Source organism: Micromonospora sp. RTBAU3-60, assembly GCF_054963695.1.
This window is the reverse complement of sequence record NZ_JBUEGB010000042.1, coordinates 16,105-31,684: the sequence shown is the minus strand read 5'-3', so window position 1 is coordinate 31,684 and position 15,580 is coordinate 16,105. Positions and strand designations below refer to the sequence as shown.

12 protein-coding genes are annotated in these 15,580 nt (G+C 73.7%); 5 read left to right on the top strand and 7 right to left on the bottom strand.

Going from position 1 to position 15,580, the window contains the following annotated elements:
* Window positions 1-275 precede the first annotated feature (275 nt).
* Entirely contained in the window at window positions 276-569 is a 294-nt protein-coding gene (locus ACY34I_RS28595) for an antibiotic biosynthesis monooxygenase family protein (protein ID WP_148800503.1), read from the top strand.
* Between the two features lie 115 nt (window positions 570-684).
* Here ACY34I_RS28595 and ACY34I_RS28590 read toward each other — a convergent pair whose 3' ends face one another.
* The 4 genes from ACY34I_RS28590 to uvrB all read right to left on the bottom strand — a co-directional run bounded on the left by ACY34I_RS28590 (window position 685) and on the right by uvrB (window position 5,114).
* On the bottom strand, window positions 685-1,608 hold the full coding sequence (locus ACY34I_RS28590) for a DUF5753 domain-containing protein (RefSeq protein ID WP_462758139.1): 924 nt from the start codon (window positions 1,606-1,608) through the stop codon (window positions 685-687).
* Between the two features lie 103 nt (window positions 1,609-1,711).
* The gene (locus ACY34I_RS28585) at window positions 1,712-2,080 is read right to left on the bottom strand and encodes a VOC family protein (RefSeq protein WP_462758138.1); all 369 of its coding nucleotides are present in this window, start codon (window positions 2,078-2,080) and stop codon (window positions 1,712-1,714) included.
* 24 nt (window positions 2,081-2,104) lie between these two features.
* A complete protein-coding gene (locus tag ACY34I_RS28580) occupies window positions 2,105-2,980 on the bottom strand; it encodes a DUF6597 domain-containing transcriptional factor (RefSeq protein ID WP_462758137.1) in 876 nt (291 codons plus the stop codon).
* Between the two features lie 25 nt (window positions 2,981-3,005).
* Complete coding sequence (gene uvrB / locus ACY34I_RS28575; RefSeq protein WP_148800498.1) at window positions 3,006-5,114, bottom strand: excinuclease ABC subunit UvrB; 2,109 nt, start codon at window positions 5,112-5,114, stop codon at window positions 3,006-3,008.
* Between the two features lie 911 nt (window positions 5,115-6,025).
* On the opposite strand from uvrB, the gene ACY34I_RS28570 reads away from it, so the two are divergent.
* Window positions 6,026-7,648, top strand: coding sequence for a hypothetical protein (locus ACY34I_RS28570; RefSeq protein ID WP_462758136.1), 1,623 nt, complete (start codon window positions 6,026-6,028; stop codon window positions 7,646-7,648).
* 6 nt (window positions 7,649-7,654) lie between these two features.
* Here ACY34I_RS28570 and coaE read toward each other — a convergent pair whose 3' ends face one another.
* Together coaE and rpsA are read right to left on the bottom strand one after the other, a co-directional pair.
* On the bottom strand, window positions 7,655-8,833 hold the full coding sequence (gene coaE / locus ACY34I_RS28565) for a dephospho-CoA kinase (protein WP_462758160.1): 1,179 nt from the start codon (window positions 8,831-8,833) through the stop codon (window positions 7,655-7,657).
* A gap of 323 nt (window positions 8,834-9,156) precedes the next feature.
* Window positions 9,157-10,638 (bottom strand): 30S ribosomal protein S1, encoded by a 1,482-nt coding sequence (rpsA, locus tag ACY34I_RS28560; protein ID WP_462758135.1) that lies wholly within the window; start codon window positions 10,636-10,638, stop codon window positions 9,157-9,159.
* Between the two features lie 353 nt (window positions 10,639-10,991).
* Between rpsA and ACY34I_RS28555 the strand changes: the two genes are divergently transcribed.
* The 3 genes from ACY34I_RS28555 to ACY34I_RS28545 are packed head-to-tail and all read left to right on the top strand — an operon-like array spanning window position 10,992 to window position 12,474.
* Window positions 10,992-11,798, top strand: coding sequence for a class I SAM-dependent methyltransferase (locus ACY34I_RS28555; RefSeq protein WP_462758134.1), 807 nt, complete (start codon window positions 10,992-10,994; stop codon window positions 11,796-11,798).
* 39 nt (window positions 11,799-11,837) lie between these two features.
* Window positions 11,838-12,056 carry a hypervirulence associated TUDOR domain-containing protein gene (locus ACY34I_RS28550; protein WP_462758133.1) on the top strand — a complete coding sequence of 73 codons (219 nt, stop codon included), beginning with the start codon at window positions 11,838-11,840 and terminating at the stop codon, window positions 12,054-12,056.
* Complete coding sequence (locus tag ACY34I_RS28545) at window positions 12,043-12,474, top strand: DUF3140 domain-containing protein (RefSeq protein ID WP_462758131.1); 432 nt, start codon at window positions 12,043-12,045, stop codon at window positions 12,472-12,474. The genes ACY34I_RS28550 and ACY34I_RS28545 overlap by 14 nt, the downstream gene beginning before the upstream one ends.
* A 323-nt stretch (window positions 12,475-12,797) precedes the next feature.
* Here the strand turns inward: ACY34I_RS28545 and polA are convergent, their stop codons facing one another.
* Window positions 12,798-15,497, bottom strand: coding sequence for a DNA polymerase I (gene polA, locus ACY34I_RS28540; protein WP_462758130.1), 2,700 nt, complete (start codon window positions 15,495-15,497; stop codon window positions 12,798-12,800).
* Window positions 15,498-15,580 lie beyond the last annotated feature (83 nt).

Below are 15,580 nucleotides of genomic sequence, written 5' to 3'. Positions count from 1 at the left end.
TCCGTGCTGACGACTCCGTTGCGGGGGAATACTCCCCTCCTCGGGCGCCATTGTTCACCATCAGGGTGGCCCAGCGCATCTCCGGGGGCCCGGATTGCCAAGGGAATCACTTTCGGACCGGGCCCGCCGCACACCGCGCACGTCGTCCTAGGAGGCTAGGTGCGCGAGATGGGACGGTAGCGGATCGGCCTTGGACTCCGCCGGCTCCGCGATCTGGTGTGGACCGGGGACCCCCGGGGCGGACCGGCCCAGGGGCGGCGTGCGAGGCTTCGGGCATGGTTCTTGAGGTCGCCCTGATCGACGTGACACCCGGACACGAGGACGCCTTCGCCGCCGCCTACGCGCAGGCGTACCCCATCCTCCGTGGCGCGGAGGGCTGCCGTTCGGTGCGAATGACCCGGGGCGTGGAGTCGCCGTCCCGGTTCGTGCTGCTGGTGGAGTGGGACTCCGTCGAGGCGCACGACGTCAACTTCCGGCAGAGCGAGCGGTTCCCGCAGTGGCGGGCCCTGATCGGCCCACACTTCGCCAACCCACCGCTGGTCGAGCACTTCGTGGACGTGCCGGCCTGACCTGTCGTACCCCTCGCATAGCCTGCGGGCGACGCGCCGGCCACCGGTCCCGACGGGCATCGGGGGCGCCGGGCCCGGTGGCGGCGCGGCAGGTTCCTGGTGCGGTCGGGTGGGGTCAGAGCGGCTCGGGGACCGGGGCGTCGCGGGATTCGCGGGATTCGCGGGGCCGGGGCACGTGCGCCGGGCCGAGCCGGCGGGCCAGCAACTCCACCGTCTCCTCGGCGGGCAGCGCCGCCGCCAGCAGCCGGTCGACCAGCCGCTCGTAGCGGACGATGTCCGCCTCGGCGACCAGCCGCAGGTCGGTGGTGAGGGTCTCCACCAGCACCGTCCGGGGGTCGGCCGGATCCGGGTACGCGTAGTAGGAGAAGCCGGTCAGCGGTTGGACACCCCCGCCCGGGTCGGCGTCGCGGGGCACCACCCGGATGGTGATGTGCGGCCGCTCGGCGAGCGCGACGAGATGCCGCAACTGGTCCCGCCAGACGTCGGCTGGGACGCCGCCCGGCTCGCAGACCCGCTCGTCGATCAGCGCCGTGTAGCGCGGCGGGTCCGGGCGGCGCAGCACCTCCTGGCGCACCGTCCGGCCCCGTACGTCGGCGTCCACGTCCACCTCGTCGCCCAGCAGCACCCCGGCGCTCACCCGCAGGCGGGCGTAGGCGGGGGTCTGCAACAGCCCGGGCACGAGGGCGGGCTGGTATTCCACGATGCGGGCGGCGCCCGCCTCCAGCTCCGCATACGCCCGCTGCCGCTCGCCCATCTCGCCCAACGCCTTGGACAGGCCCCGGCCGGTGGCGGCGTCCCGGGCGATGACGATCAGCTCGTTGCGCTGCTCGGCGGGCACCTCGTAGGCGTCGAGCAGGTCGAGCACGTCGGCCAGGTCCGGCCGGCTCTGGCCCAGCTCGATGCGGGACAGCTTCGACGTGGACGCCCAGCCGAGCCGGACGCAGACCTGCTCCAGGGTGAGCGACTCCCGGCGGCGCAGCCGGCGCAGCTCCGCGCCGAGACGCACCCGCCGGACGACCGGACTTGCTGACAGCGGCATGTGGCCTCCCACCGTGGGAGGGTACGCACTGCCGTCACTCAGGGCAATACCTCAATTGCGCACCGCAATCGGGCCTCCGGCGCCGGGCGGAGCGGGCGCCGGATCAGGGCCGGTACGTGCCGAACGACCAGACCAGCCCGGCCAGGTCCCGGGCCACGTAGTCGCGGGAGCCGTAGTCGGTGTCGAAGGGCGGCCGGACGATCTCCGCGCCCGCCGCCCGGGCCCGCTCGTGGTGCGCGTCGACGTCGGTCACGGCCACGTAGACGCGGTAGTCGTCGTCGGCCGGCCGGGACGCCGGCGCTGACCCGCTGCCCAGCATGACGAGTCCGTCACCGTAGCCGAGCTGGGCGTGCTGCACCGTCCCGTCCGGCCCCTCGTGCACCTCGTGCACGGTGAAGTCGAAGGCGGACCGGAGGAAGTCGATCGCGGCGTGGGCGTCGGCGTACCGGAGGACCGGGTAGATGCTTCGCATGCGCCGAGTCTGCCGGCGGGCCGGTCAGCCGGGATTGGACGAATGTGACCTCGGGCCAGCCAACGCCCCGGGTGTGTCCCCGGCGAACTCCCGGAACTCGCGGATCAGATGCGACTGGTCGAAGTAGCCGAAGCGGGCCGCCAGCTCCGCCCACCCCGGCCCGCCGGCCCCGCCCGGCGGCGGCTCGGTGCCGGCGGTCGGCGCCGCGCCGTCCCCCGGCGGCCCGGTCAGCCCGCGGCCCAGCGTCGCGTAGGCCCGCTGGAAGCGCACCAGCCGGGCGACGGTCTTCGGCGGCAGCCCGAACTCCCGCCGGAACCGGACCGCCAGGTGCCGGCGGCTCCAGCCCACCTCCCGGGCCAAGACCCCCACGGCGGCCCCGCCGCCGCTGTCGTCGAGCAGCCGCCAGGCCCGCAGCAGCCGCGGGTCGACCGGCCCGGTCGTGGCCAGCCGCGCGGCGAGGGCCGCGTCGAGCCGGGCGAACCGTGCCGCCCAGTCGCGGAGGTCGGCCAGCTCATCGCGGAGCCGGGCCAGCCAGCCGGCGAGCCGCTCGGCGGGCACCACCCGGTTGGTCACCTCGCCCAGCGGCAGCCCCAGCACCCGGCGCGCGGCCGGCGGCGTCAGCAGCACCTGGACCCCGGCGCCCTCCCCGACCGTGCGCGTCGTGCAGTACGCGTCGAACGGCCCCGCCAGGAACGCGTTCACCCCGTACGCGCCCCGCTCGGCGGCCCGCGGATCGGTGACGTCGAGCGGGGCGCCCCAGCCGAGGATCAGCACGACGAAGGCGCCGGCGACCTCGCGGCGCACCAGGGGCCGGGCCGCCTGCTCGCGGTAGCCGAGGTAGCGGTCCACGTACGGGCGCAGCCGGGGGTCGGGCAGGCCGACGACCGTCTCGGTCAGCACACCGGCCACCGCTGGCCCCGGCCGCTCACTTCACCCCGGCCGCGTCCATCCCGCGGAGTTCCTTCTTGAGGTCGGCCACCTCGTCGCGGATCCGGGCCGCGAGCTCGAACTGCAGCTCCCGCGCGGCGGCGAGCATCTGGTCGTTGAGCTCCTGGATGAGGTTGGCCAGGTCGGCCCGGGCCATGCCCTCCCGGGACGGGGTGGCGGCACCGCCCCGGCCACGGCTGCGGGTCTCCTTGACCGGGGCCTTGCCGCGGGACAGCTGCCGGACCGCGCCGCCGACCCGGGTGTTCTCGGTGTCCTCCGCCTCGCGGTAGATGTCGTCGAGGATGTCGTGGATCTTCTTGCGCAACGGCTCGGGGCTGATCCCGTGCGCCTCGTTGTGCGCGATCTGCTTGGCCCGGCGCCGGTTGGTCTCCTCGATCGCGTCCGCCATCGACGGGGTGATCTTGTCGGCGTACATGTGGACTTGGCCGGACACGTTACGGGCCGCCCGACCGATGGTCTGGATGAGCGACCGGCCGCTGCGCAGGAAGCCCTCCTTGTCGGCGTCCAGGATGGCCACCAGGGAGACCTCCGGCAGGTCGAGACCCTCCCGGAGCAGGTTGATGCCGACCAGCACGTCGTACTCGCCCTTGCGCAGCTCGCGCAGCAGCTCCACCCGGCGCAGCGTGTCGACCTCCGAGTGCAGGTAGCGCACCCGGATGCCGTTCTCCAGCAGGTAGTCCGACAGGTCCTCGGCCATCTTCTTGGTCAGGGTGGTGACCAGGACCCGCTCGTCCCGCTCGGTCCGCAGCTTGATCTCGTGCATCAGGTCGTCGATCTGCCCCTTGGTGGGCTTCACCACGACCTCCGGGTCGATCAGGCCGGTCGGGCGGATCACCTGCTCGACGAACTCGCCCTGGGCCTGCTCCAGCTCCCACGGGCCTGGGGTGGCGGAGAGGAAGACCATCTGGCCGACCCGCTCCAGGAACTCGTCGAAGCGCAGCGGCCGGTTGTCGGCCGCGCTGGGCAGCCGGAAGCCGTGGTCGATCAGCATCCGCTTGCGGGAGGCGTCGCCCTCGTACATGCCGCCGATCTGCGGGATGGTCACGTGCGACTCGTCCACCACGGTGAGGAAGTCGTCGGGGAAGTAGTCGAGCAGGCAGTGCGGCGGGCTGCCGGGCAACCGGCCGTCGATGTGCATGGAGTAGTTCTCGATGCCGGAGCAGAAGCCGACCTGCCGCATCATCTCGATGTCGTAGGTGGTGCGCATCCGCAGCCGCTGCGCCTCCAGCAGCTTGCCCTGCCGCTCCAGCTCGGCCAGCCGCTCGCCCAGCTCGGTCTCGATGTCGCGGATCGCCCGCTCCATCCGCTCCGGCCCGGCCGCGTAGTGCGTGGCCGGGAAGATCATCAGCTGGTCGACCTCGCGGACCACGTCCCCGGTGAGCGGGTTGAGGTAGTACAGCTTCTCGATCTCGTCACCGAAGAGCTCGATCCGGACGGCCAGTTCCTCGTACGCGGGGATGATCTCCAGTGTGTCGCCGCGGACCCGGAAGGTGCCGCGCTGGAACGCCATGTCGTTGCGGGTGTACTGGATGTCGACCAGCCGGCGCAGCAGCTGGTCCCGGTCGAGCTCCTGGCCGACGGCCACCCGCACCGCCCGGTCCAGGTATTCCTCCGGGGTGCCCAGGCCGTAGATCGCCGACACGGTCGCCACCACGATGACGTCGCGGCGAGTGAGCAGCGACATGGTCGCCGAGTGCCGCAGCCGCTCGACCTCCTCGTTGATCGAGGAGTCCTTCTCGATGTAGGTGTCGGTCTGCGGGATGTACGCCTCGGGCTGGTAGTAGTCGTAGTAGGAGACGAAGTATTCCACCGCGTTGTGCGGGAGCAGCTCGCTGAACTCCTTGGCGAGCTGGGCGGCGAGGGTCTTGTTGGGGGCGAGCACCAGGGTCGGCCGCTGCAGCCGCTCGACCAGCCACGCCGTGGTGGCGCTCTTGCCGGTGCCGGTCGCGCCGAGCAGCACCGTGTTACGGTCGCCGCCCCGTACGCGACGCTCAAGCTCGTCGATGGCTGCGGGCTGGTCGCCAGCCGGCTGGAACTCGCTCACGACCTGGAAGCGGCCGTCGAGCCGGGGAATGTCGAGCGCCATGACGTCCACGGTACGCCCGAGGTCCGACACTTCGGGCCGACCACGGACCGTCCCTGATCGGCTTCGATATTCCCATTGTGTGCTCCATCTCACCGGACTACCCTCGTACCGTAGGCCGCTCGCGGCGGCCGACCGGGCCGGCGACCGCCCCTCAGGGCGCGGCCGCCCCCGGCACCGGGGATCGCAGCACCCGGGACGACCGGCGTGCGCGCCCGCGTGGTCGCGCTGGAGGCGCTGACCGGCCGCCGCGAGCGCCCCTACTCGTCACCGGATCCCGACAGCCGCGTTCTCCACTCGTGGAGACCTCCCCCGGCCGCCCGTCCCGGCCCGCTCCGTCGCCCGACGTCCGCCCGTCCCCCGCCGACGACACCCACCACCACCCGCCCACCGGCGGCCCGGACGAGCGGGCCCCCGGCGGTGCCGGCGAGCCGGCCTCCGGCACCCGGGCCCGGGGCGCGGCCGACACGCCGGCCCCGCACCCGACCGACCGGCCCGGACCAGGCACGCCACCCCGATGCGCGGCCGACCAGGCTGACGCCGACACACCGACCCCACCCACGACCAACCAACCCGGCCCCGGCACGGCGCGTCCACGCCCGGCCGACCACCCCGATCCCGGCACACCGGCGCCGCGCAGGGTCGGCCGGCCCGATCCCCGCACACCGCCCGCCCACACCGCCGATCGGCCCGGACCCGGCGCATCGACTCCACCCACCGCCGACCCGCCCGGATCCGGCGCACCACCCCCACACCCGCCTACGCGGCCCAGCCCTGGGACATCGCCCGGGGACCTTCCGATCCCACGCGCCGGCCGGACGCGACGCCGCGCCGGACGCCGCGTCACCCCCGCGCCCGACACCGGCGCCGAGCCGTCCGGCCCCCGCCCGGACGAGGGCTCGGCCCCGACAGCCGTGCCACGCGAGCCGGGCCGCCGCCACCGCCGCGCCCGCTCGGCCCCCGGTGGCCGACTCCTGGCCCTGCTGGGCCGTCGGCGGGCCGACCCGGCAGCCGCCACGACTCCACCGCCGGCCACCCGGGCCGGAACGCCGGCCGACCCCGACCCGGGCGGCACCGGCGACCCGCCGGAGCAGCCGACCCGGCGCCGGGCCCTGCTGGTCGCGCTCGGGGTCACCGCGGCGGCCTCGGCGGCGGCGCTGGTCGCCGGGCTGCTGAGCTGGTCGCCGGAGCCGGCCGATCCCACCCGGCCGCTCACCACGCCGGAGGCCGAGCTGCTGGCCGCGATGCGGGTCACCAACCAGCGCGACGTCCGTGCCGGCGTCCGGGGCTCGGTCGGGACGGGCGACGGGCGCACCGAGTTCGTCGGCTGGGTCGACTGGGCCCGGCCGCTGGTCTACCTGGCGATCGGCGGCCCGGGCGCCGGCCCCGAACGCGGACTCCTCCAGGCCACCCGGTCGGCGCTGCTGGTCCGACCCGACCCCGCCGCGGCACCCAGCCCGACCCCGCCCCCGCTGGTGCCCCCGGCCGACCGCTGGCGGCTGCGGGAGCCCTCCGCCGCGCGTGCCGTGGCCGCCGTCCGGGACCTGCTCCTCGGGCTGAGCACGAACCGGACCGACCCCACGCCCACCGAGGCCCGCTGGCTGGGTCAGGAAACCGCCGAGAGCATCCCCGTCGACATCATCCAGGCACCCCTGCCGGCGGCCCCGAGCCCGAGCACCACCATCCCGAGCAGCACCGGACCGAGCACCGCCGGCCCCACCGCCCCGACCGGGGACACCGGACCGGCCGGCGGACCGGCGGACAGCGCCGGATCGAGCTGGCGGCCCCGCCTCTGGCTGGACCGGGACGCGCGGTTGCACCGGCTGGAGGGGCCGCTCCCGGACGGCACCCCGGTCACCGTCGAGCTGGTGCGCAGCGACCGCCCCACGCTCCGCCCGGTGGACGCGCTCGGCGGCCGCCCGGGCCTGCCCCGCGCGCTCGCCGACGGTGAGGCCGACCGGCTGGCCCGACTACCCACCCGGCTGCGGGCGAGCGGAGGCGCCACGGTGACCCTGACCGCACCGCTCGGCCCGACCGCCAACCTGCGCGCCGCCGGCTGGCTGAGCTGGGCGCAGTCCGCCGCGTACCTGGCGGTGGTCGAGGCCGGCGCCCCGGGGCGCCGGACCCTGCTGCGGTGGCGGTCCGGGCGGGCGGCCCGGGTGGAGGTCCCCGGCGACGGCAGGTCGGCCGGGGCCCTGGCCGCGCCACCACTGCCGCCACCGACCGGGGTGACCTGGCCGACCGACCGGCCGCCGGGCGACGACCTGGACCGGCTGCTGGACGCGGCGCTGCGGGCCGGCGACCCCGGGCCGGCCGAGACGACGATCCGGGTGCGCGACGACCGGCTGGCCGACCACGCGGTGGACGTCATCGAGGTACGCTCCGGCGCCACGGCGCTGCGCTGGTGGATCGACCGGAGCGGGCTGCCGCGCCGGTTGGAGCTGCGGACCGGGCGCGGCGTCTGGGCCCAGCTCGACCTCACCCCGGGTCCGGTGCCGGCGCTGCCCACGGCCGCATCCCCACCGACCACACGCTGAGCCCGGTCAGGGCCGCCAGCCGGTCTGCGCGGCCCACTCCTCGGCCCACAGGTGCTCCTCGTCGAACCAGGGATCCTTCAGCGTCCCGTAGGTGGCGCTGTCCGGGGCGGACGCGGCCAGCTCCCGCTTCAGCTGCAGATACGCGGCCCGCTGGCCCGGGTCGGCGCGCAGATGGTCCCGCATCAGCAGCGCGTACCGCCAGCCGGGCGAGCCGTCCACCCGCAGGTGCAGGTAGACCGGGCGGCCCGGGTCGGCGCTGCCGTGCAGCCGCTTCTCCCAGTGGGCGCTGCCCGGTGGGCGGGGGTTGTCCCACCAGTCGCCGGGCAGCCGGGGGAATCCGGCGTCGGCGAGCCGCTCGGCCAGCGGCCCGTCCGCCTCCGCCAGCGACGAGACGGTGAGCTGGATGTCGATGACGTTCTTCGCGGCCAGCCCGGGCACCGCCGTGGAGCCGATGTGGTCCACCCGCACGTCGGTCCCGACCGCGCGCCGGATCCGGGCGGCCAACCGGGCGTACTGCTGGGGCCAGGACGGGTCGGGGTCGGTGAGCACCACCTGCTCCGGGCGGACCGCGCGGCGCTCGCGGACGTTGCGCTCGTAGGGCACCAGGCGGTCGCGCCAGAGCGCGTCCACCGCCGCGTGCAGCTCGTCCAGCGGGCCGTCGTTGGTCAGCAGCACGTCGGCCGCCGCCTGCCGGCGGGCGTCGTCGGCCTGCGCGGCGATCCGCCGCTCGGCCTCGGCGCGGTCCATGCCCCGGTCGCGCGCCAGCCGCGCCAGCCGGGTGGCCACCGCCGTCTGCACCACGACCACCAGGTGGTACGTCGGCGCGAGCCCCACCTCCACCAGCAGCGGTACGTCGTTGACCACGATCGCGTCCGGGGCCGCGGCGGCGGCCAGCTCGGCGGTACGCGCCCGGACCCGGGGGTGGATGATCGCCTCCAGCCGGCGACGGGCCGCCTCGTCGGCGAAGACGACGGCGCCCAGCGCCGCCCGGTCGAGCGCGCCGCGCGCGTCGAGCACCCGGTCGGAGAAGGCGGCCACGATCTCGGCCAGCCCCTCGCTGCCTGGGGCGACCACCTCGCGGGCGACGCGGTCCGAGTCGATGATCACTGCGCCGAGTGCGGCCAGCCGGCTGGCCACCGCGCTCTTGCCGGACCCGATACCGCCGGTCAACCCCACCATCAGCACCCGCCCAGTCAACCCGATCATCCGGCCGGCGCCAAACCGCTCAGGGCCGCGCGATCGGCGCGGAACGCCCCGACGCCCGTCCGCCCGCGCCCGCCGGAGCCAGTCGGCGCAGGTCGGGGTGTCCGGTGGCCGTAACAACACCACCTGCCGCACACCGACTCGACCGAGCGCGCCCGGCGGTCCGGCGTACGACGGGCCGGGTAGAGATACGCGAGGGCCCCGCCCCCGGCGGCCCGGTGAGACCGGATCGCGGGGACGGGGCCCGTCGTCAGTGACGGCTCAAGCGCGGCGTTCAGACGCGCCGAGCTGGAGTCGTCGCAGGATCACTTGCCGCCGGCGAGCTTCTCCCGCAGCGCGGCGAGCGCCTCGTCGGTGGCCAGGGTGCCGGACGGCTCCTCGGCCTGCCGGCTCGGGGCCGCGGTCGTGGTGGTGGCACCAGCGGCCGGAGCCGGGTGAGCGGCGGCCTCAGCGTCGGCGGCCCGGGAGGTCTGCACCTGCTTGGTGTGGGCCTCCCAGCGCTGGCGCGCCTCGGCGTACTGGTTCTCCCAGGTCTCGCGCTGCTTGTCGTAGCCCTCGAGCCACTCGCCCGTCTCCGGGTCGAAGCCCTCCGGGTAGATGTAGTTGCCCTGCTCGTCGTAGGTCGCGGCCATGCCGTAGAGGGTCGGGTCGAAGTGCTCCTCGCCCTCGACGAAGCCCTCGTTGGCCTGCTTGAGCGACAGCGAGATCCGGCGACGCTCCAGGTCGATGTCGATGACCTTGACCATGACCTCGGAGCCGACCTGCACGACCTGCTCCGGGATCTCCACGTGGCGCTCGGCCAGCTCGGAGATGTGGACCAGGCCCTCGATGCCGTCGTCCACCCGGACGAACGCGCCGAACGGCACCAGCTTGGTGACCTTACCCGGCACGATCTGCTGGATCGCGTGGGTGCGGGCGAACTGACGCCACGGGTCCTCCTGGGTCGCCTTCAGCGACAGCGAGACCCGCTCGCGGTCCAGGTCGACGTCCAGGACCTCGACCTCGACCTCCTGGCCCACCTCGACGACCTCGGACGGGTGGTCGATGTGCTTCCAGGAGAGCTCGGAGACGTGCACCAGGCCGTCCACGCCGCCCAGGTCGACGAACGCGCCGAAGTTGACGATCGAGGAGACGACGCCCTTGCGGACCTGGCCCTTCTGCAGCTTGTTGAGGAACTCGGTGCGCACCTCGGACTGCGTCTGCTCCAGCCAGGCCCGGCGGGACAGGACCACGTTGTTGCGGTTCTTGTCCAGCTCGATGATCTTGGCCTCGAGCTCGCGACCGACGTACGGCTGCAGGTCACGCACCCGCCGCATCTCGACAAGCGAGGCGGGCAGGAAGCCGCGCAGGCCGATGTCGAGGATGAGACCACCCTTGACGACCTCGATGACCGAGCCGCGGACGACGCCGTCCTCGTCCTTGATCTTCTCGATCGTGCCCCAGGCCCGCTCGTACTGCGCCCGCTTCTTGGAGAGGATCAGGCGACCCTCCTTGTCCTCCTTCTGGAGGACGAGGGCCTCGATGTGGTCACCGACCGAAACCACCTCGGCCGGGTCCACGTCGTGCTTGATCGACAGCTCCCGAGAGGGGATCACGCCCTCGGTCTTGTAGCCGATGTCGAGCAGGACCTCGTCCCGATCGACCTTGACGACGGTGCCTTCGACAATGTCGCCGTCGTTGAAGTACTTGATGGTCTCGTCGATCGCGGCGAGGAAAGCCTCCTCGGAACCGAGGTCGTCGACGGTGACCTTGTTGGCGCTCGAGGTGGCCTCGATGCTGCTCGTCATGTGGGCGGTTGCTCCGGTCGGATGGGTGTCACAGCAGGCGTGGCGTCGCGGTGACTCAGTCCGCGCCAGCGGATCCGTCGCCGGGCACACCGAACGATCGCCGTCAGAAGATCATTAGTGGCTCCGGTGACCGCGCACCTGCTCCCTGCCGAGGCACACGATCCGCGAGCGCATCCTCTAGCCTACCCGCTGCATTACCACAGCGTGCAAGCCCTCCCGGGTCCTCACGACCTCGTCAGCTGCGAAAGCGGAGATTTCGCGCGGTAAGGTGCTCCAGCTGTCTCGTCCGTCACATCGGCCCCACCCGACCCACCGCGGCCGGCGGCCAGTCGGGTGGAAGCTAGCGTGAGCGGGTGGACGAGGACAGGGTGACCCGGCGCCGGGTGGGCGCCGCCGAGGCGCGCCGGGCCAACCGGGGCTGGTGGGACGCCGACGCCGACGACTACCAGGCCGAGCACGGCGCGTTCCTGGGCGACGTGGACTTCGTCTGGTGCCCCGAGGGGCTGCGCGAGGCCGACGCCCGGCTGCTCGGCGAGGTGGCCGGCCGGCGGATCCTGGAACTCGGCTGCGGGGCCGCGGCCGCCGCCCGCTGGCTGGCGACCCAGGGGGCCCGGCCGGTCGCCCTGGATTTGTCCGCGGGCATGTTGCGGCACGCCGCGCAGGCCGCCGCCCGCACCGGAGTACGCGTACCGCTGGTGCAGGCCGACGCGCTCGCCCTGCCGTTCGCCGACGCCGCCTTCGACACGGTCTGCACGGCGTTCGGCGCGATCCCGTTCGTGGCGGACTCGGCGGCGGTGATGCGGGAGGTGTCCCGGGTGCTGCGCCCCGGCGGCCGGTGGGTCTTCTCGGTCACCCACCCGATGCGGTGGATCTTCCTCGACGACCCGGGTCCGGGCGGGCTGGCCGCCGTGCACTCGTACTTCGACCGCTCCCCGTACGTCGAGCAGGACGAGCACGGGATGGCCACGTACGTCGAGCAGCACCGCACCCTCGGCGACCGGATCCGGGAACTGGTGGGGGCCGGGTTCCGCCTGCTGGACCTGGTGGAGCCGGAGTGGCCGGAGGGGCACGAGGGGATCTGGGGGCAGTGGAGCCCGCTGCGCGGCCGGCTCTTCCCCGGCACCGCGATCTTCGTCGCGGAGAAGCCGGCCAGCGGGTAGTCGTCGTTTCCGCCGGGCGGCCCCGGGTACCCGAAGGGCATGGCCGAGAAGGAGTTCCGCGAAGGCGACCACGTCTCCTGGGCCAGCCACAGCGGCCGGGCGTACGGCGTGGTCAAGGAGAAGCTGGTGGACCGGACGCACGTCCGGGGGCACACCGTGAACGCCTCGCCGGAGGACCCGCAGTACCGGATCCGCAACGACCACTCGGGTCGGGACGTCGCGCACCGACCAGAGGCGCTGCGCCATGAGCCGAAGTGACGGGGGCCGAGACACCTACCGGGAGTTCACCGAGGCGGTGAACATGAAGCCCGGTGAGCTCCAGAAGTGGCTGGAGACGGACGAGTCGAAGCACGTCGGCTGGCGGAAGAAGGGCAGCCGGGGCGGCGAGTCGGTCGGCCACGAGTCCGGCCGGAAGATCATCGAGCTGCTGCGCCGCAAGCGCGCCGAACTCTCCGAGGCCGACTACAAGCACATGCGCAAGGTCGTCGGGTACGTCCGGCGGCACATGGCGCAGCGACCGAGCGGCGACGTCCGCGCGACCCGGTGGCGCTATTCCCTGATGAACTGGGGGCACGACCCGGTCAAGGCCCCGCTTCCGCCGCCGGGCGGCCCGTCCCGGAAGGCCCTGCAGCGCCACGGCGCCCCACCGAAGGCGCGCCGGGGCCCGGGACGCTGACCGACCGCACCCGAGCCGCGGGCGCGGCCCGCCCGCCGAGCTGGACGAGGCCGGGCCGGCGGCTCGCCACGAACCCGCTCATGCGGTGGTCGCCTGAGCCGCCGGGTGCCGCCGGATCGGCGATGTCGCGGTGTCCGGACCTGGTCAATGCCGCCGCATCGGCGAGGCGGAGTCGATCAACGTGGCTCCGCCTTCGCCGGGCCGCGCCCGACCGGCCGGCGCCGCGACGGGTGGACCGGCAACCGGACCTGCCTCGACCACCGCCAACCTCATGATCAACCGCAGTGTCCACACCCGGCCGGACCGGGGCGGGACGGCCGGGGTCAGTGGTCGGCGCTGTTCCAGTCGCGGCCCTCGCCGACCGAGACCTCCAGCGGCACCGACAGCGGGTACGCCTCCCCCATCTCCTTGCGGACCAGGGCCTCCAGGGTCTCCCGTTCGCCGGGGGCGACCTCGAAGACCAGCTCGTCGTGCACCTGCAGCAGCATCCGGGAGCGCAGCCCGGCCGCGCGCAGCGCGGTGTCGACGTGCAGCATGGCGACCTTGATGATGTCGGCCGCCGAGCCCTGGATCGGGGCGTTGAGCGCCATCCGCTCGGCCATCTCCCGGCGCTGCCGGTTGTCGCTGACCAGGTCGGGCAGGTAGCGGCGGCGGCCCAGGATGGTGGAGGTGTAGCCGTCCTGCCGGGCCCGGGCCACCACCTCGTGCAGGTAGTCGCGCACCCCGCCGAAGCCGGCGAAGTAGTTCTCCATCAGCCCGCGCGCCTCCTCGGCGGTGATCCCGAGCTGCTGGGAGAGGCCGAACGCGCTCAGCCCGTACGCCAGGCCGTAGTTCATCGCCTTGATCTTGCGCCGCTGGTCGGCGGTGACCTGATCCACCGGGACGCCGAAGACCGAGGACGCGGTGGCCGCGTGGAAGTCGTGCCCGGAGTTGAACGCCTCGATCAGTGCGTCGTCCGACGACAGGTGCGCCATGATCCGCATCTCGATCTGGCTGTAGTCGGCGGTGAGCAGGCAGTCGTAGCCGGCGCCGACGACGAAGGCCCGGCGGATCCGCCGCCCCTCCTCCGTGCGGATCGGGATGTTCTGCAGGTTGGGCTCGGTCGAGGAGAGCCGGCCGGTGGCCGCCACGGTCTGGTTGAACGTGGTGTGGATGCGGCCGTCGTCGGAGACCGACTTGAGCAGCCCGTCGACGGTCGACTTGAGCTTGGCCACGTCCCGGTGGCGCAGCAGGTGCGCCAGCACCGGGTGCGGCTGCTGGGCGTAGAGCCACTGCAGGGCGTCGGCGTCGGTGGTGTAGCCGGTCTTGATCTTCTTGGTCTTGGGCAGGCCCAGCTCACCGAAGAGGATCTCCTGGAGCTGCTTGGGCGAGCCCAGGTTGAACTCCCGCCCGATCTCCGCGTACGCGCCCTGCGCCGCGGCCTTCACCTCGGCGGCGAAGTGCGCCTCCAGCTCGGACAGGTATTCGGTGTCGGCGGCGATGCCGGTGCGCTCCATGGTGGCGAGCACCCGCATGAGCGGCAGCTCCACGCCGGCCATCAGCCGGGCCGACTGCTCGCCGTCGCGGGACAGCTCGGCGTCGATCGCGTCGGCCAGGTCGAGGGTGGCCCGGGCCTGGAGCATGAGGTTCTGCTCGGCCTCGCCGTCGTTGCCCAGCCCCTCCAGGGTGAGCTGGCCGGTCTCCGGCGCGTCGACCCGCAGCTCGCGGTGCAGGTAGCGCAGCGCCAGGTCGGTCAGGTCGTAGGACCGCTGGTCGGGGCGGGCCAGGTAGGCGGCGATCTGGGTGTCCCGGGAGATGCCCTGCAGGTCCCAGCCGTGCGCGGCGAAGGCCAGCACCGCCGGCTTGCTGTCGTGCAGCACCTTGGGGCGGGTGCCGTCGGCCAGCCAGCCCGCGAGGGCCGCCTCGTCGGCCGGGTCGACGGCGGCCGGGTCGAACCAGGCCGCGGCGCCGCCGGCGGTGGCCAGGGCCATCCCGGTCACCGAGGCGGTGTGCCGACGGTTGGGGCCGGTGTCGAGCTTGACCGCCACGCCCACCGGCGTGCCGGCCGGGGCGTGCGTCTCCAGCCAGCCGGCGAGGCCGCCCGGCTCGGTGAGCACCTGCCCGGCGAGCTCGAAGCCCGCCTCGGCCTCCGGCTCGACGGCCTCCAGGTACTGATACAAGCGGTCGCGCAGGATGCGGAACTGGAGGGTGTCGAAGACCTGGTGCACGGCCTCCCGGTCCCAGCCCTGCCAGCGGGCGTCCTCCGGGCGCACCGGCAACTCCAGGTCGGAGACCAGGCAGTTGATCTCGTAGTTGCGGATCACGTCGGCGAGCCGCTCGCGCAGGCTGTCGCCGGCCTTGCCCTTGATCTCGTCGGCCCGGGCCACCACGCCCTCGACCCCGCCGTACGTGTTGATCCACTTGGCCGCGGTCTTCGGGCCGACCCCGGGGATGCCGGGCAGGTTGTCGCTGGTCTCGCCGACCAGGGCGGCCAGGTCGCGGTAGCGGTCCGGGCCGACGCCGTACTTCGCCTCGACCGCAGCCGGGTCCATCCGGGCCAGGTCGGAGACGCCCTTACGCGGGTAGAGCACCGTGATGCGGTCGCCGACCAGCTGGAACGCATCCCGGTCACCGGTGGTGATCAGCACCTCCATGCCCTGGTCGCGGGCCTGGCAGGCGAGGGTGGCGATGACGTCGTCCGCCTCGTAGCCCTCCTTCTCCACCACCGGGACGCGCAGCGCCGCCAGCACCTCCTTGACCAGGCTGACCTGGCCCTTGAAGTCGGTCGGGGTCTCGCTGCGGCCGGCCTTGTACTCGGCGTATTTCTCAGTGCGGAAGGAGCGGCGGGAGACGTCGAAGGCGACCACGATGTGGGTGGGCTGCTCATCGCGGAGCACGTTGATCAGCATCGAGGTGAAGCCGTAGACGGCGTTGGTCGGCTGCCCCGTGGTGGTGGAGAAGTTCTCCACCGGCAGGGCGAAGAAGGCCCGGTATGCCAGGGAGTGTCCGTCGACGAGGAGCAGGCGCGGCGTCGTAGCTGTCACGGCAGCGACTCTAGTCCGTACCGCCGACAAGCCCGACCCGCGGCGCGGCGTGAACGGCCGCGATCCGCCGGACATCGGTGGTG